The organism is Vibrio sp. B1ASS3, from assembly GCF_905175355.1.
In the GTDB taxonomy this organism is placed as follows: Bacteria; Pseudomonadota; Gammaproteobacteria; order Enterobacterales; family Vibrionaceae; genus Vibrio; species Vibrio owensii.
Map to the genome: position 1 here is coordinate 816082 of NZ_HG992743.1, position 17334 is coordinate 833415.

At 46.0% G+C, this 17334-nt stretch carries 12 protein-coding genes; 9 read left to right on the forward strand and 3 right to left on the reverse strand.

Features of this window, described 5'->3' with window-relative positions; genetic code table 11:
* The first annotated feature begins 64 nt into the window (after window positions 1-64).
* From KJB05_RS22140 to KJB05_RS22180, 9 genes are all read left to right on the forward strand, one after another.
* The gene (locus tag KJB05_RS22140; RefSeq protein WP_009704646.1) at window positions 65-463 is read left to right on the forward strand and encodes a RidA family protein; all 399 of its coding nucleotides are present in this window, start codon (window positions 65-67) and stop codon (window positions 461-463) included.
* Between the two features lie 94 nt (window positions 464-557).
* Window positions 558-2018 carry an aldehyde dehydrogenase family protein gene (locus KJB05_RS22145; protein WP_208444699.1) on the forward strand — a complete coding sequence of 487 codons (1461 nt, stop codon included), beginning with the start codon at window positions 558-560 and terminating at the stop codon, window positions 2016-2018.
* Window positions 2019-2085: 67 nt separating this feature from the next.
* Entirely contained in the window at window positions 2086-3072 is a 987-nt protein-coding gene (locus KJB05_RS22150) for a membrane dipeptidase (RefSeq protein WP_199458530.1), read from the forward strand.
* A gap of 114 nt (window positions 3073-3186) precedes the next feature.
* Complete coding sequence (locus KJB05_RS22155) at window positions 3187-4791, forward strand: BCCT family transporter (protein ID WP_071234343.1); 1605 nt, start codon at window positions 3187-3189, stop codon at window positions 4789-4791.
* Window positions 4792-4903: 112 nt separating this feature from the next.
* The gene (locus KJB05_RS22160) at window positions 4904-6643 is read left to right on the forward strand and encodes a hypothetical protein (protein ID WP_208444698.1); all 1740 of its coding nucleotides are present in this window, start codon (window positions 4904-4906) and stop codon (window positions 6641-6643) included.
* Window positions 6640-7371: a DUF3726 domain-containing protein gene (locus KJB05_RS22165; protein WP_208444697.1), complete on the forward strand. Its 732-nt coding sequence runs from the start codon at window positions 6640-6642 to the stop codon at window positions 7369-7371. Before KJB05_RS22160 ends, KJB05_RS22165 begins: the two co-directional genes overlap by 4 nt.
* Before the next feature lie 832 nt (window positions 7372-8203).
* Window positions 8204-10546 (forward strand): M4 family metallopeptidase, encoded by a 2343-nt coding sequence (locus KJB05_RS22170; RefSeq protein WP_208444696.1) that lies wholly within the window; start codon window positions 8204-8206, stop codon window positions 10544-10546.
* 71 nt (window positions 10547-10617) lie between these two features.
* Window positions 10618-12144 carry a M28 family metallopeptidase gene (locus KJB05_RS22175; protein WP_208444695.1) on the forward strand — a complete coding sequence of 509 codons (1527 nt, stop codon included), beginning with the start codon at window positions 10618-10620 and terminating at the stop codon, window positions 12142-12144.
* A gap of 143 nt (window positions 12145-12287) precedes the next feature.
* Complete coding sequence (locus KJB05_RS22180) at window positions 12288-12680, forward strand: nuclear transport factor 2 family protein (protein ID WP_208444694.1); 393 nt, start codon at window positions 12288-12290, stop codon at window positions 12678-12680.
* Between the two features lie 77 nt (window positions 12681-12757).
* Here KJB05_RS22180 and KJB05_RS22185 read toward each other — a convergent pair whose 3' ends face one another.
* The 3 genes from KJB05_RS22185 to KJB05_RS22195 form a co-directional block, all read right to left on the reverse strand.
* The gene (locus tag KJB05_RS22185) at window positions 12758-13552 is read right to left on the reverse strand and encodes a glycine betaine ABC transporter substrate-binding protein (protein ID WP_208444693.1); all 795 of its coding nucleotides are present in this window, start codon (window positions 13550-13552) and stop codon (window positions 12758-12760) included.
* A gap of 268 nt (window positions 13553-13820) precedes the next feature.
* Window positions 13821-14798 (reverse strand): ABC transporter substrate-binding protein, encoded by a 978-nt coding sequence (locus KJB05_RS22190; protein WP_208444692.1) that lies wholly within the window; start codon window positions 14796-14798, stop codon window positions 13821-13823.
* Between the two features lie 205 nt (window positions 14799-15003).
* Window positions 15004-17232: a hypothetical protein gene (locus KJB05_RS22195; RefSeq protein ID WP_208444691.1), complete on the reverse strand. Its 2229-nt coding sequence runs from the start codon at window positions 17230-17232 to the stop codon at window positions 15004-15006.
* Between the last annotated feature and the right edge of the window lie 102 nt (window positions 17233-17334).

The following is a 17334-nucleotide window of genomic DNA, read 5'->3' on the forward strand; positions in this document are numbered from 1 at the left end:
TCGCCTGTCAATGTGCAGTATTTAACCATATTGAAACAAGGTTGTTACAAAGGTTGAAAGGCACGTGAATACTTCTACGAAAAAATACCCAGTCAAAACCGCATTGTTTGCCTCTAAAGCGCCGCTGGAATGGGCAATTGTTAACAATGGCACGTTATACACCGCGCAAATCCCGATTGATGATACAGGTGCTGTCGTGGAAGGCGGTATCGAAGCCCAAACTCGTCAAACTTTTAATAATCTCGTTCACACGTTGGAGTGTGCAGGGGAGTCTTTAGATTCTGTTCTGCAAGTGCTGATTTATGTGACGGATCGTGAGTACTTAAAAACGGTTAACCAAGTCTACGCTGAGTATTTTGAAGCGCCTTACCCTAATCGCGCCGCTATGGTTGTGGCAGGGCTGGCGCGTGAAGAGATGCTGGTGGAGTTTGTGGTGTACGCATCAGCGAGTCAGCCAGAGTAAAGAATAATAATCAAAGCCTCATCACCGGGCTTTGTCAGTGAGATTAGTGAGCTGGTGGCGATCACCAGACGTCAGGAAGAATAAGGACAGAGCAATGACTTTTATCAATAATGTTCAAGCAGAGAAATCTCTCTACATTGCAGGCGAATGGCAATCTGGCATTAGTACGATTGCGAACATTAACCCTTCAGACATCAGTGAGAACTTAGGCGATTTTGCTCAGGCGAGTGAAGGCCAAGTAGAGCAAGCCATTCAAGCAGCCAAAGTCGCACAGCCAGAGTGGGAAAAAACGCCAATTGAGCGTAAACAAGCGGTATTGCAGGCGATTGGCGATGAGCTGATTGCTCGTTGTGATGAGCTTGGCACGCTACTTTCACGTGAAGAAGGTAAGCCTTTTGCTGAAGGTCGCGGTGAAATCTACCGCGCCGGTCAATTCTTCCAATATTTCGCAGCGGAAGTGCTGCGTCAAATTGGCGATAACGCAGCTTCTGTCCGTCCAGGCGTTTCCGTTGAGGTGACTCGTGAAGCCGTCGGCGTTATCGCCATTATCTCTCCTTGGAATTTCCCAACTGCAACGGCTGCATGGAAAATCGCGCCAGCACTTGCTTTTGGTAATAGCGTCGTGTGGAAGCCCGCTAACCTAACGCCTGCTAGTGCGGTTGCACTGACTGAGATTATTCATCGTCAAGGTTTACCAGCAGGCACCTTCAACCTTGTGTTGGGCAGTGGCTCGCAAGTGGGTAACACGCTTATCAACTCGAAAGACGTAAATGGTGTGAGCTTTACTGGCTCTGTTGATACCGGACGTAAAGTAGCGGCAGCAACAGCACCGAATTTTGTTCGCTGCCAGTTAGAGATGGGTAGTAAGAACGCACTTGTGGTTGCTGATGATGCAGACATTCAAATCGCAGTTGAAGCGACCATTGCAGGCTCTTTCTCTGGAGCAGGTCAGAAGTGTACTGCGTCATCTCGTCTTGTCGTCATGGATGGCATTCACGATGCCTACGTGGAAGCACTGATCAAACGTATGAGCGAGCTTAAAGTCGGTCACGCCTTAGAAGAAGGCATCTTCATGGGGCCAGTGGTGGATGGAAACCAATTGAATGCGAACTTCGAATGGATTGAGAAAGCACGCCAAAGTGGCGCAGAGTTAGCGTTCGGTGGCGAGCGCTTGAACTTGAAGCACGACGGTTTCTACATGTCACCAACCCTTTTCCTCAATACGCAAAACAGTTGGGAAGTGAACCAAGAAGAAGTGTTTGCGCCAATGGCAAGCGTGATTCGAGTTTCAGACTTGGATGAAGCGATTGCTGTTGCGAACGATACTCGCTTTGGCTTGACGGGCGGCATCATCACGCAAAGCCTTCGTAATAGCGCCATCTTCAAACAACAAGCTCAAACTGGTTGTGTCATGGTCAACCTACCAACCGCAGGAACGGATTATCACGTGCCGTTTGGTGGCCGCAAAGAGTCGAGCTTTGGTCCACGCGAGCAAGGTCAATACGCAAAAGAATTCTACACCGTGGTGAAAACCGCTTATCAACGTCCTTACTAAGTGAAATAGGGCAGCCGAGGATTCCGCTGCCCAACCTTAAAGGCTCATTAACGTTTAAGGAGTGGTTATGTATCAACAACGGATTGTGATTGATGGATTGCAGTACTGCAATTGGGACCGAGAATACTTCCAAACGCTGAAGGCGAGCGGTATTACGGCTGTGCATGCAACGATTGTTTATCACGAAAATGCACGCGAGACCTTAACTCGCTTTGCCGAATGGAACCTGAGATTCGAACAAAATGCAGACCTGATTATGCCTATTTACTCGATGGCTGACGTCGAGAAAGCAAAGGCTGAGGGTAAGGTCGGGGTCTTTTTTGGTGCGCAGAATTGCTCTCCAATTGACGATGAAATCGGCTTAATAGAAGTCATGCGCCGTCAAGGTTTGCTGATTATGCAGCTGACCTATAACAACCAAAGCTTGCTGGCGACAGGGTGCTATGAGCAGAACGACTCTGGTGTCACGCGCTTTGGTAAACAAGCCATCGAAGAGATGAACCGTGTCGGGATGATCATCGATATGTCCCATAGTGCTGAGCGCTCAACGTTGGAAGCGATTGACCTTTCTTCACGTCCAATTTGTATTAGTCACGCAAACCCAACGTTTGCTCATGATGCTCTGCGCAACAAATCGAACAACGTCATTAGAGCGCTCACCGAACGTGGCGGCTTGATTGGCTTTAGTCTTTATCCATTCCATCTTCCAAACGGAAGCCAATGCACGCTAGAAGATTTTTGCCAAATGGTCGCGAAAACTGCTGACCTGTTCGGTGTGGATCATTTAGGCATCGGCAGTGATCTTTGTTTAAACCAACCACAGCAAGTGCTTGAGTGGATGCGCAACGGTCGTTGGTCCAAAGCGATGGATTATGGCGAAGGCTCAGCAAACAACGCTGGTTGGCCTGATGCGTTGCCTTGGTTTAGTGGCAGTAAAGGGATGGAGAACATTTACAACGGCTTAATGCGTCATGGATTCAGTGAATCCGAGGCAGGAAAAATCCTGGGTGAGAACTGGTTTAACTTCCTTAAAGAAGGGCTGGAGGCGAGCTAGGTCGTAACCCAAATAAACATGGAATAGCTCGCTCAAAAAATAATAACAAGGCGAGTGTTAAAGTCACTTTTTGTAGCCGTTAAGGCAGCTGCAATAAACCTCTGGAGTCAGAGTATGTCTGATCTAACCGATAGCATGAAAACTTCTGCGATGAGCGTGTCATCAAAGAAGCCACTAGCAACACACAATGACATTTCAGCAACTGAAAATTCACCGGACAAACTGGGTCTAAGCAATCCAGCACTTTGGTACAGTGGCGGCTTTATCGCCCTGTTCGTTGCCATCGCGCTTTATGATGGTGAACTGCTATCCACATTGGTAAACACAGGATTTGCGTGGTCAGTAAAAGTCTTCGGCCCATATTGGCAACTACTGCTTCTTCTCACTTTTCTTATTGGTCTTGGTTTGGCTGCAGGGCGAACAGGCAAGGTGATTTTAGGTGGCACGACCAAACCTGAAATGGATGGTTTTCGTTGGATGGCAATCATCTTCTGTACACTTTTAGCTGGTGGTGGCGTGTTTTGGGCGGCGGCAGAGCCTATCGCGCATTATGTGAGCCCTCCACCTTTGTATGGCGCACAAGATAATCCACAGCAGGGTGCAGTGAACGCACTATCGCAATCTTTCATGCACTGGGGTTTTCTAGCGTGGGCTATCGTTGGTAGTTTGACGTCTATCGTGGTCATGCATTTACACTACGATAAAGGACTACCGTTAAAACCTCGCATCTTGCTTTATCCTGTACTGGGCGAACGAGCGCTAAAAGGCCAGATAGGTGCGTTGATTGACGCATGTTGCATCATTGCCGTAGCGGCAGGAACCATTGGACCGATTGGCTTCTTAGGTTTGCAGGTTAGCTACGCGTTAAACGCCCTGTTTGATATCCCAGACGGCTTTACCACACAGTTAATCATCATTTTATTTGCGATTGTGTTGTACACAGTGTCTGCGCTGAGTGGTTTGAACCGTGGTATGCAAATGCTGAGTCGCTACAACGTGATTCTCGCACTGGCATTGATGGTTTACATCCTTCTATTTGGTCCAACAGATTTTATTTTCAATGGTTATATTCAAGGCGTGGGTACCATGCTGGATAACTTTATCCCAATGGCGACTTACCGTGGTGATGAAGGTTGGTTGAGCTGGTGGACAGTATTCTTCTGGGGCTGGTTCTTGGGCTACGGACCGATGATGGCAATCTTCATTGCACGTATCTCTCGCGGTCGCAGCATTCGTCAAATCATCTCGACGATCAGCATTGTTGCTCCGCTTACCACGTGTTTTTGGTTCACCATTGTTGGTGGCTCAGGCCTAGCGTTTGAAATTGCCAATCCGGGCAGTGTGAGCGCGGCATTTGAGGGCTTCAACTTACCGGGCGCGTTACTCGCAGTGACTCAACAACTACCGATGCCAATGTTGGTTTCCATCTTGTTCTTGATTTTGACCACCATCTTCATCGTTACCACCGGTGACTCAATGACGTACACCATCAGTGTTGTGATTAGTGGTGAGACAGAACCAAATGCGATTATTCGTACCTTCTGGGGCGTGGCTATGGGTATCACGGCGTTGATTCTCATCTCACTTGGCTCTGGCGGTATATCAGCCCTGCAATCCTTCATCGTGATTACAGCCGTTCCAGTGTCATTAATACTGTTGCCGTCACTTTGGAATGCGCCGCAAATCGCTATGAAGATGGCGAAAGAGCAAGGGCTATAACAACGGTTATAACAAAAAGATCAAACCCAATAACGTGGCGCTTGTGCGGGTGAGTCCTCCCCATACCCGCACAAGCCCTTATTCTTACAATAAAAAATAAGTGGTGAGCAAAATGGATGCACATCGTTCTACTTACACTGAAACAACACTTCGCAACGCTGCAATTGTGATGGCACCAGACAGGCTAGGGGCTATGCACCAAAATCGAATCAGCTTTGTGCGAAGCTTGATCCGAAAAATGGCGAGTCAGGAATGGCGAGTGAGCAAACATGAGTGGCAACTGTGTCCACGCGGTTTTGGTCATGTGATTTACAAATTAGCGACGCCGGAACACGTTTATCACTTGGTTGTGTTTTGCGATGAAATTGCTGATGAAGAGCGTAACGACCGAGTCATTGCTGAGAAATGGGACGTGACTTTTGCGTTGGTCAAAGGTGAGGTTAATGTTGAACTGTTAGAGCAACTTCGAGCCAATGTACCTTTGCAAGAAGCGGGGCGCAATCCAAACAACGTGCTTGTTCTTGCTCGTGCGAATAAAAGCGTTCGTGTGTTTGAGCACATTGTGAATGCACTTTCTAAAGGTGAGCAGCCAGAGCCTTCGGAACTGGCAGAAGTGGGGTATATCCTAAGAACCACCGCCGTTTATGGTAACGGTAAATTTGGCATTGCCGATTTTAAACTGCTAGAGAACAACCCTGATTTCAACCAGTCATTTAGTGCACAGATGTGTGCCGTTTATATGCTGCGTGAATTCAGCTTAGATTGGGTTCATTACCTTGCTGCGCAAAAGGGGGGAGATAACGCTATTGCACTTCACAAAGGTTTGCAGCGCTATCTTGGTGTGGGGAATGCAACTGGCTTGGGTATGGCGCCATATTTAATCAATCATCCATGTATCGTCGATCAATGGATGACATCACGTGAGCGTGCGATTGCCAACGTGCTTGCTATGCCATGTGAACCTAACGAGCTAGAGCAACCATTAAAAGCCCTGCTTAAAAAAGCACAGCGACACTTAGAGCAGGTAATAACAATCAATGAACATCAAGATCAGCTTAATCATCAAGCCATTGCTGATCTCCAAGCGCTACAAATTAACTTAAATGCTTTGATGGTAGAGCACTCGAATTGGGCAAGCTTGATCAAACAAACCACAACCATGAGTTTGGAAGCCCAAGAAATCCTAACTTCATGTTTGATCGAGCTTTACCCGTCTTTGGTTGATGAATTTGAAAACCAAATGAACACCGACGAATCACTCTCTATTCCTGGCGGAAAAAGCGTTCAAGATGTGTTGCAAATACTAGAGAGTAAATACCGTTGGTCAATCGATGCCGACTACACGTTACCAGAGAACAACTATTGGTTCTGGTATCGCTCGCAAGACAAAGAAGAACCGAGACTAGGCGTTCGTGGAGAAGAAATCGGTGAAGAACGTGAGTTGCCACTCGATATAGGGCGACAAGTGAACCGCCTTTACCAAGCGCTACAAACGTGCCAACCAGAAACATCGTTGGCGGAGTTCTTACTGCAGCATCCACAGTATCGTGCCATCACTCGTCGTGTATGGACGCTCGGCAACCGAGAAATGGGTGATATCCAGATGAACGTGCTACGTGAAGACGCACTGCCAATGCATCTACTGCGTTGTAAGTTGGCTATCTTTGGGGCAACCAAGTTTGATCCGCGTTCAGACCGATGGGTGCGCGTGACCTTTTTCCAAGGCGCACCATTGCTTGATGAGATTCAGGACCCGCGTTTCAGCGATACGTGGATTTTCCCAACCATGCCCGAGCGTGAAGAAATCGCGCAAAGCGACAATCAAAAAATCAGTGGAGGTTTTGCATTATGATCGTCTCGCATAACGAGCTGGTAGCAGCAGTAAACAAAGCTTTTCTTGGTATGCGCCGTCATTGCGGTGAAGCTGATGTGATTGCCAATATGGTTGCGGATCTGCAAATGGTGGGTTTGCACGGGGTGCGTCACTTCAACAACGCCAGCCTGTTTCTCAACTTAGATTCAGATTGCGCGGTCACTATTACGAGTAACACCGACTCTCATATCGAAGTCGAGTTACACAATGGCAGTATCGCCTGTCATTTACCGGCGGTGTTGGATTTTGCGCTTGAGAAAATGGTCAACAGCAAGAGCGTCACTATCACACTGAAACAATGCCACAATCGCTGGCTCGCATTTAGTGAGTTAGTTAGGCTCTCTGCCAAAGGCATTGCATGTCGTGCTCAGTGGGTTAATGGCACTAGTCCAAAGCGAACCTTGTATGTGCTAAACCGTGGACGAATTGCACCAGAAGTATTCTTTTCTGATCAGATCGAAGACAACAGTACCGATTATCACAATATGACGATAGAGCTTGCCGTAACGGATTTTGATATTGAAGCGAGCTCTCAAGGTTACGCAATTCATATTGATGGTGAAGAGCTGAGCCGTGCGCAGAAAACATCATGGGAAGAGGGCATCTTTGTCGAGGACGCAGAGTGGAACGCGCTTAAACAAACTGCCACGGTTTTCCTTGTCGAGAACAGTGAACGTTCGGTGCAAGGTGCTGGCGAATTAGCCTGATATTGATACATTAACGAATAAAAGTGTGAGGCTGCCCAAGGGTAGCCTTTTTTATTTTCCTAACCTTACTCTCTGGTTTATGTGTCTCTCTCCTCATTTATAATATTAAATATAACGTTTTTGAGTCATTATTATTACATTGGATTTATTTGACTTTGTTCTAACCAATAAATATGGTCGTTGTTTTTATTAGTCTCGCCAAAACTATTCTGTTACCTATTGTTTAAAACGTTGTTTATTATCATCTCATTTGTAATTTATCTATTCATAATTAATGCCTTTATATTCTAAGTGTTATTGTTTTTGGAAAATACCCTTTATTTAAATGTGGAATTAGGTGTTTGGTATAAACTATAGTATTACTTAGTCCTTTGAATTAAATAGGCTCCAGTGCTGTTAAAGCTCTTGTTTTATAGGCGGTCATTCAATTAGGATGGCATTCATTCTAAGTTAAAGTGCAATATTTGAATTTTGATTGTTATATTTGAAATCATAAAGTTAATTATGCTAAATTCCCCGTCCGACTTAGGGTTATTCCTCATTATATTCATCTAATCATTTAGTCTTAGTAGTATGGTGTATTTATAATTAGATAAAACAAACAATATTTTTAAACAAAAATAGCTAGTGATAAAAATAGCATTTCTTGATTTTATAAATGAGATCTTCTTTCCTAAAAAGAGTCATTGAAATAAATTTGTAATTTTCATTTTTACCAGTTTCATGAATTTATTTAATTGATGTATCACAACTATTTTATTGATCTTAATTATCGACTCCGGTGTGTTTTTTTCTGATAGATTCGACGCGAACACATCAAGGAGATAGATAAATGAAAATCAAGAAACGTCTGATAGCTATCGCTGTTGCAGGTGTCATGACGATGTCAGTTCATGCAGGTGAATCAGTGACATTGAATAAGCCAGTCAACTTTACCAACTTCTCTGGGCTTAATTCACAATTGGGTGTTAATAATGCATCGAGCTTTAAACAGGTTAAGAGTATTCACCTAAAAAAACGCGGTGTTTATAAAGTAAAGATTCAGCAAAACGTCTGGGGTATTCCTGTTTGGGGACATTCACTGAACGCAACCCAAAGCTTTAAAGGCGGCGCTTTAAAAGCCGTGCAAGGCAATTATTTGCGCGTTAACGACTTAGATCGAAGCTTTGTAAAGCCTAAGCTGAACCGAGCAGAAGCGTTAAAGGTTGCGTCAAAGAACCTCGAGAATAAAGGCATCGCAGGTAAGTTTCTAAGAAATGTCGAAGATGAGTTATTCATTTATCAAGATGGCAAACAAACACGATTGGTTTACGTGGTTTCTTATCTGCTAGCTAACAGCCTTCAACCTTCTCGCCCATTTACCATGTTAGATGCGCACAGTGGTGAAGTTATCGATCGTTGGGAAGGGATTGCTCATGCGCAAATCGGTACCGGCCCTGGTGGTAACGAAAAAACAGGCATGTATGAATACGGCACCGACTACCACTATCTCGATGTACAAGAAGATGGCAACAATTGTGTGATGGAGTCGGAGAACGTCATCACGGTTAACCTAAATGGTGCCACTGAAGGTTCTACACCTTACAGCTACGAGTGTCCTCGCAATGAATTTCAAGAAATTAACGGTGCTTACTCTCCACTGAACGATGCTCATTACTTTGGCAATATCGTATTCGACATGTACAAAAACTGGTTCGATACTGCGCCACTTACTTTCAAGTTAATGATGCGTGTTCACTACGGCACGGGTTATGAAAATGCCTTCTGGGACGGCCAAGCGATGACGTTTGGTGACGGTGAGAGTTATTTCTACCCATTGGTTAGTCTGGATGTTTCAGCCCACGAAGTGAGCCACGGCTTTACCGAGCAAAACTCGGGGCTAGTGTACGCAAACCAATCTGGTGGTATGAACGAAGCTTTCTCGGATATTGCAGGTGAAGCCGCAGAGTTCTACATGAAAGGTGAGAATGACTGGATGGTTGGCAAAGACATCTTCAAAGAGGAAGGGGCATTACGCTACATGGATGATCCTTCACGAGATGGTTCGTCTATCAACCATGCACAAGACTACTATGATGGTTTAAATGTGCATTACAGCTCGGGTGTTTTCAACAAAGCTTTCTATCACTTAGCAACGACATCCGGTTGGGATACCAAAAAGGCGTTTGAACTGTTTGTGCTCGCGAACCAAATTTACTGGTCACAAGACAGTGATTTTTGGCAAGGCGCATGTGGTGTGAAGAACGCAGCAAACGACCTAGGGTATGACGCCTCTGCGGTTATGGATGCATTTGCTGTTGTCGGTGTTGAGCCATGTGCAGAGCCACCGCTGCCGCCAGAGCCAGAATATCAGCGTCTTGAAAACGGCCAATCAGTCACAGTAAATGGCGCTACAGGGTCGAAAACCTATTTTGATATCGAAGTCCCAGAAGGCCAACCGCAGCTTACAATTAATCTAACCGTGCCAAATGGTGATCCAGATATTTACGTAGGCTTCGATTACGCGCCTTCTTCAACTGAAAATATTTGTTCTAGCTTGTCCGTTAGCGATGAAGTGTGTGTGATTGAGAACCCAGAGCAGGGGCGCTACACGGTGAACGTGTTTGGTTACGCTGAGTATGACAACGCGGAACTGACGGTAACGTACGACGATAGCAGTGCAAACCTTCCTCCAGTAGCGGAGTTTGATCAGTCTGTTTCTGGTAAAACAGTGACACTTCGCAGCACCAGTAGCGATAGCGACGGCAGCATTGTTTCTTACCAATGGAACCTAGGTGACGGCAGTTCGCAAACTGGCGAAATGGTGACGCACACTTACGCCGCAGCGGGTGATTATGCGGTGACATTAACCGTAACGGACGATGCAGGCAGTGCGACATCAACCACACAAACGGTAACGATTGAAGAAGGCCAAACAGATGCGTTCCCGCTGAAACTCAACTTCGGTAACAAGTTCCCGAATGGTAAGGCTCGCGTGAAGTTGTCTTGGAAGTACGACACCAACGATTACTTCATTGTTAAACGTAACGGTAAGAACGTTGGTGCAACAGACTTTAAGTCTTATGTGGACCAGTTTGAGCACAACGGCACTATCGACGTGGAATACCAAGTGTGTACTTCGGGCAACGTATGTTCTGAAACCAAGCGTTACCGATTCATCAAACCAAACAAATAACAACGCAATAGCAAAGGGCTCCAGACGGAGCCCTTTTTTCGTCAGTAAGGTTAGTAAAGGAAAATACCAACATGAAAAAGAGTCTTTTAGCATTGGCATTGTTGAGCGGTACGTTGAGCAGCAGTGTTGTAGCCAATGAATTGACCGAGCAAGAACAAGTTTGGATCACCACCGATGCGGATGCGTTGGATCTGATTACCAAACACGGAGCCACGGTTTATTCTGATTTCTTTGGTGCTCGTCCCGCCGTGGTCGCGAAAATATCGCCAGATCAGTTAGCGACGCTATCCAGTCACATGCATCATGAAAAGCATCGCTGTGGTGGTTATATGGTGCACCCAGACAAAGCCAGTGCATTGAAAGCCGCAACCATGCCAACCACATTGAAGACGTTTAACAAACCGATGATCAGCCACCATGACACGGTTGAAGCGCTCATCAATCAAGTAGAGCCGACGAACTTGGTGAAGACAATAGAAGGCATGACGTCATTTACCAATCGCTTTTATACCACCGCTACGGGTGTTGAAGCCTCTGATTGGTTGCTGGCGCGTTGGAGCCAAGAGATTGAAGGAGTCTCTTATGCTTTTGCGGAACAAATTTCCCATCGTGGCTACCCACAGAAATCCGTCGAAGTGACGTTACTGGGGGCAAAATATCCCAAAGAAATTGTTGTCGTGGGCGGACACCTAGACTCTACAGCTGGCGCATGGACAAAAGAGGGAACCGTTTCTCCGGGTGCCGATGACGATGCTTCGGGTATTGCAACGGTGACTGAGTCACTTCGCTTAATGATTGCCAGCGGTATCCAACCAGACAGAACCATCAAATTCTATGGCTATGCAGCGGAAGAAGTTGGGCTGAGAGGCTCGCAAGACATCGTTGAAATACTGAAAGACGAAAAAGCCAACGTGCTATCTGTGTTGCAATTAGACATGACCAATTACAGCGGTTCTGCGCATGATATTACGTTTATTACCGACTATACCGATAGCAACCTGACGGTATTTTTGTCTGAGTTGATTGATGTGTACACGCCTGAAATCACCTACCAGTTTGACCGTTGCGGGTATGCTTGTTCTGACCATGCCTCTTGGCACAATGCTGGTTATCCGGCAGCCATGCCATTCGAAAGTATGTTTGAAGACTACAACCCGAATATTCATACCCAATTTGATACGTTGGAAAATTCAGACCCGACTGCCTCGCATGCCAGTAACTTTGCAAAGCTTGCTATCGCCTATTTGATTGAATCAAGCATGGACAGCACGACTGGCGTGACCCCCTTACAAGATGGTGAACCTGTTGAGAATTTACGAGCAGGCTATGGAGAGGAGCAGTTCTTTAGTTTTGAAACTCAAGAGGAGGGGAAGGTGACCATTTCCTTGTCTGGGCCAAGAAGTGGCGATGCGGATCTCTTTGTGAAATACAACGATCAAGTGTCAGTCAGTAACTTTGATTGTCGTCCATTCCAAAATGGGAGCAATGAACAATGTGTTCTAAATAAACCCGCAGGAACGTTCAGCATTATGGTGCGAGGTTATCGCAATTTCGACCAAACCAGCCTTGTTGCGAGATTTGAAAAAACAACCAACTGATCGTAAAGAATTGTTCTCATAAAACTCTTAAATGCCGCATGACACAGTGCGGCATTTTTGTTTATTCGTTACGAGGGAAATGCTCCGCGCTTTGATTCTCGACTACGCTTTGTAGACGATCGCGAGTTGAATAGGAGAAACCCATGAGCACCTTGCAAATCGACATTGAAGAGAACAAACGTAATGCCATTGCTTTCTATGAAATGGCATATCGAGGAAACCCAAGAAAAGCGATCGAGCTCTACGTAGGGGACGAGTATATTCAGCACAACCCGTTAGTGGGTAATGGTCCTGATCCTTTTATCGCTTACTTCGAGAGAATGCAGGAAGAGTACCCAGAAAAAGACATTGCATTTGTTCGCGCAGTCGCAGAGGGCAATTTAGTAGCGCTGCATACGCACCAAACGTGGCCTGATGACGTGGAATACGTAACGATGGATTTCTTCCGCTTTGATTTAAATGGCAAGATTGTCGAGCATTGGGATGCCTTGCAAGAAATCCCGAAAGAGTCAGCAAACGGGAATACCATGTACTAACTTAACGTGCTTTGCCATGCAATGTAGTAATGTGACAATGTAAGCAAGGCAAAGCACTATAAACCGCGTAAAGCTTATTAGAACTGGTTGTCTAACCACTCACGTGTCACCGCGTCTAAATCTCGTCCTTCACGACTGATTTTGTAATCTAATTCCGCAATGATGTCGTTTGAGAAACGTAGCGCGTCCAGTCTGCTCAACTCATCTTGAGTAAATTTATCTGATTTGTTTTGGCGCAATAGCAAAACGGCTTTATCGACAATACCCAGCAAACCTTTTGGTTCTGCGATTTCTCGAATTGCGTACTTATAGTGGAGAAATTGAGGCTTCCAAAGTGGCACGACAACCCATTGTTTGTTCTCTACCGCCTTTTCAAATGCAGTAAAGCAGTCTTCTTCCGTCCCCGTATGGAAACGGTAACCCGCTTCGGTCAGCGAGTATTCGTCCATCATCTTAATCGAAAAGCGCGTGATGCCCGCTCCAGGGTTGATGCCTTGAATATCCGATTTCATCTTCGCCACGACTTCTGGTTTCGTCAGGTCGCTTACTTCTGATACCAACTCTTCAGGCACGTAATCGGGCACGCCCCAAAGCGCGTATGGTTCGTAGTGTAAGCCCAGTTCTAACAAGGGTTGTACTTCCTCTACCGAAGCTTTGTAAATGCCGTGACTTGATGGTAACCAAGCCGAAGAAAGCATATCGATTTCACCGGATTTGAGTTTTGAAAAGTTCTCTTCATGGGGTGAATAAACACGCTCAACCTCAAAGCCCACATCATTGAGCACGTGGCTAACAAGAGAAGCGGTAACGCGGTGGAAAGAGAGGTTAGTGACACCAAGTTTTATCGTTTTTGACGCGTGAGTACCAGTCATACTGAAATCCTTATTATGGAGCAGTGCGAAGGGGAGTCATGCACTGCTTTGTGACGGAAATAGTAGGCTTGTGGTGAAGAGGGATAAACAGCGCTGTCTTTGAGTCACTGTCAAAAATGATTTGATAATGTGGCAGGGAAAACTCACAAAAGAATGTACGGAAGAGATAAAGTAACGCCCACACTGATAGAGCTAAAGTCAGTGTGGACGTTGTGTTTACATTGGAGTGTTAGACATTTTGCGAGATCATTTAAATCGCTTTTTCTACCTACGCAGCCACGTCTGCCGATACCCATGTTTTCCATAGTTCAGGATAGGTTTCGAAGAAGTAGTACATCGCTTCTTCTGCGTCCGCTTGGTTATCTTCCATCCATGCAAGTAACTGGCTCATCTGCTGATTGGTGAACCCGCGTTTTTGCAAGTAGGCGTAAGCTTGTGGCTCTTTATTCGCAAAGGCTTCGGTTGTAACTGTATGAACCGGTGAAGGTGGGTACATAGTCACTTTTGGTGATTCACACTCAGGTTGCGTTGTACAGTTGCGGTATTCTTCCACATCTGTGCCGCTGCCGAAGTCGACTTTCACCATGTCATACTTGCCTAATACTGGCGTCGGTGACCAGTAATACCCGAACCAAGGTTTCTCACGTTCATAAGCTTTCGCGATAGTGCCAGCCAGCGCAGCGCCCGAACCCGGGTCAATCATATCGAAGCCGTGTTTCTCGAGTTCCATGGCATCAAACAGGTGACCAGAGGTGATTTGGCACGTCCAACCGGCAGGGCAGCTGTAAAAGGCGAATTTCTCATCATCTTCTGGGTGTTCAAACAACTTGGCGTGTTTAATCACACCTTCAATGGTTGCTAATTCCGGATACTGCTTCACCAGATAAGAAGGAACCCAAAAGCCTTCCTCGCCACCATTGATCAAAGATTCTCCAGCGATACGTAAGCGCTTGGCAGCGATACCTTTGTCTAACGCTTCCTTGATTCCGTTGGTCCATAGCTCAGGAGCAACATCCGGTTGGCCTTTCTCAATCATTGAGGTGCCAGTCGGTACGCTATCACCCGGGATAAGTTCTGCATCGCATTGATAGCCTTCATTAAGAATGAACTGGTCGATGTGCGCCATCAAACTCGCCGAGTTCCAGTTCATATCCGCTATGGTGATTTCACCACATTCACTAGCATAAGATTGAGCAGAAAAAGCGGACAGCAGCAAAACGGAAAGAACGGACGGTGTTGTCTTCATGTGACTGAATTCCCTTATCATTGTCATTTGATTCAGTATATACACAAGGTTTATGAAGATTCAGAGAATAGGGTGTTATCTGTGAAGTTGAAAACGAAGAGATTCAGAAGATTAAAACGTTAGACCCACGCTCTCCCGTTAACGCCGAAATCAGCAATTTGGATTGGGAGAGAGTGGAAGCAAGCGCTATGTTTGGCAAGCTTAATCAGTACAGCAAAAACAGACCTTCGTAACCACCGATTTCGATTTGCGACACGTAGTCACCGATGTTGCCGTCCTTGTCTACGGGCCTCATTGGCTCGTCTAACGTGATGGTGATTTTAGGCGCAGTGAAATAATCCGCGCTCTTGCCGAAAAAGTCGGTGCGGTACAACACTCTGCCTTTGCTAAACTCGCGTGCTAACACCATCTCTGTAGGGCCTTGGGCCACCACATTGTTCTCAGAGCGATACGCAAAGTAGGTGAACGTGGGAGAAACGTAAGTAATGCCATCTGGTAGATCTGCATGTACCACTTCGTTCATCGACGAATCACCAATAACCGTGTAATCCGCTGGGTAAGGCGTGCTGGTGGACATCATCAGTGGGATGGCCTCTGCATCCTCGGGGAGCTGATTGGCAGGCTCTCCCAAATCAACAGCAAGTAAGGTACTTGGTTGATACGCAATATTCTTTGGTACGCCTGCTTTCCAGAAGTTATCACCAGTGGTGTTATTACTTCCATATAGGTAACCATTATTCCACTGATTAAAGTAGCTGCACTCAGGGTGATGATTTAAGTAAAACGCCGCCAGTGCAGAGTATTGGTCTTGCTTCCAGTTATCTTCAGTGTTGCCAAAGTATTGCACTCGACCATAACGCGTGGTCGCTTGATAAATCACTTTCTGGCCCGCTTTGGCGAGTGCAGAGTTATCCCAAAACTTAGCTAAACCAGCATAGCCACTAAATCCAGTAGAAGGGAAAAGGTAATGCTCGCGTAAGTAAAGAGAACCAGCTTCAACTAAGTGGTTCTGTCCATTGCGACCGAATAAGTTTGCCGTGCCGATGTTGAGGCCAATTAACGCATCCGCATCCAACGTCACCAGTTTGTTTAAAAACGCCGAGAATTGCGCTTTGTAAGCATCGTCAGCAGCTTGGCTACCCGCCACCAAACCAAGTTCATCCACCGTACCACCGGAATAAACGTAGAACTGATTTGCTCCGAGTAACTTATTCGTATCGTCGTTGTACGCACCGTTTAAACCTTGCTTTGCCCATTTAGCTTGGTAATAGTGGTGCATTGCGTTGGCAAAATCGGGATTGCCTAGATGGGTTAATGCCCAAGAAGAGGTTTGGTTCCACATACGACCAAATGGAATAACACGTGACTCCCAACGAAATCGTGCTGTTGCATTCTTATTCGAGCGGTTTTTGTATTCATTCCAAGAAAGATAATTGTCTTGGTTGAGATCCGCAGATTTGTCGAAGCCACGAATCTTACGCCAGCGTTGAATGGTTTGACCTTCAGGTGTTGCCGTTGGAGCGTCGGTCAACTTAACGGTTTGGAAGCTGTTTTTGAGCTTTACTTCTTTTAGACGAGGGCGATTCTCGATGTTTTCGTCATGCCAAGTAATTTTCGCTACGTAAAGACGGCCGCCATCGCGTAAAAAGGTGGAGCCAAAGTACTGACCACCACCATAGGTCTGTCCGTTGCCATCGTGTGTTGTAGCGCGAACCCAATCCGAAGGAACAGACCAGTTTACCGTTTGGTTTTTAATCATGTTCTCAGTTTTGTCTTTTTTAATCGCGAAGCTTTTCCATTCTGTTACCTGACCAAAAGAGTCGATGGCAGAAGGGTATTCAATCGTGAAGCTGCCGCCTTGAGCAAATTGAGAGAACTTAAAGGTTAAGCGGTCGAACTTCTCTGAGTGATAAACATAGAGCGCGCCACCATTATTCGCCTGACCGAATACGTCAGCATCCCATGGTGGTTGTTGATATAGCCAAAAACCGGCGTGGTCAGCGCTGGCGGTATAACCAACGATCATCGGTTTTCGATTGAGTAAGGTATTTTCACCATGGCTAGAGTCTACCTCTGCGATGATGGTGTCTTCGGCAAAATGGAGAAAGTAATCCTCGTAATCAATCCCATTCAGTTCTGCCTCGTTGCGAATATCGTTTTCTACCCAACCCGCATTCAGCTCAAGCTTTTGGTTGTACATATAACCGATGGCTTGGACACGCTCGTTGTCAGCCTTGTTTGGGTAAGCACCAAACACAATATCGGCATTGTTAATTTCCCAATCGATCACATCATCAGCAGAGAGCGGGGCGTCTTGTAAATCGACACCTTGCTCATGTAACCCCGGTAAAACGACAGCAGTACCAGCCCAAGTAGTAGGCGAAAATAGGTTCAAAGAACCAAGCGCAAGCAGCGCAAAACGATATGGCTTCATTATTGAGTTGTCCCAATCAAAAAACTTCGATTACTCAAATTGCGAGTCAAATTACGAGGAAGTATTAGCGATCGGTCAGACCAATTCAAGAAAGCACTAGAA

Bases quoted from the DNA above. Each gene is read 5' to 3' on its own strand.
- KJB05_RS22145 (WP_208444699.1), top strand. From the start codon at position 558: ATGACTTTTATCAATAATGTTCAAGCAGAGAAATCTCTCTACATTGCA.
- KJB05_RS22150 (WP_199458530.1), top strand. From the start codon at position 2,086: ATGTATCAACAACGGATTGTGATTGATGGATTGCAGTACTGCAATTGG.
- KJB05_RS22155 (WP_071234343.1), top strand. From the start codon at position 3,187: ATGTCTGATCTAACCGATAGCATGAAAACTTCTGCGATGAGCGTGTCA.
- KJB05_RS22160 (WP_208444698.1), top strand. From the start codon at position 4,904: ATGGATGCACATCGTTCTACTTACACTGAAACAACACTTCGCAACGCT.
- KJB05_RS22165 (WP_208444697.1), top strand. From the start codon at position 6,640: ATGATCGTCTCGCATAACGAGCTGGTAGCAGCAGTAAACAAAGCTTTT.
- KJB05_RS22170 (WP_208444696.1), top strand. From the start codon at position 8,204: ATGAAAATCAAGAAACGTCTGATAGCTATCGCTGTTGCAGGTGTCATG.
- KJB05_RS22175 (WP_208444695.1), top strand. From the start codon at position 10,618: ATGAAAAAGAGTCTTTTAGCATTGGCATTGTTGAGCGGTACGTTGAGC.
- KJB05_RS22180 (WP_208444694.1), top strand. From the start codon at position 12,288: ATGAGCACCTTGCAAATCGACATTGAAGAGAACAAACGTAATGCCATT.
- KJB05_RS22185 (WP_208444693.1), bottom strand. From the start codon at position 13,552: ATGACTGGTACTCACGCGTCAAAAACGATAAAACTTGGTGTCACTAAC.
- KJB05_RS22190 (WP_208444692.1), bottom strand. From the start codon at position 14,798: ATGAAGACAACACCGTCCGTTCTTTCCGTTTTGCTGCTGTCCGCTTTT.
- KJB05_RS22195 (WP_208444691.1), bottom strand. From the start codon at position 17,232: ATGAAGCCATATCGTTTTGCGCTGCTTGCGCTTGGTTCTTTGAACCTA.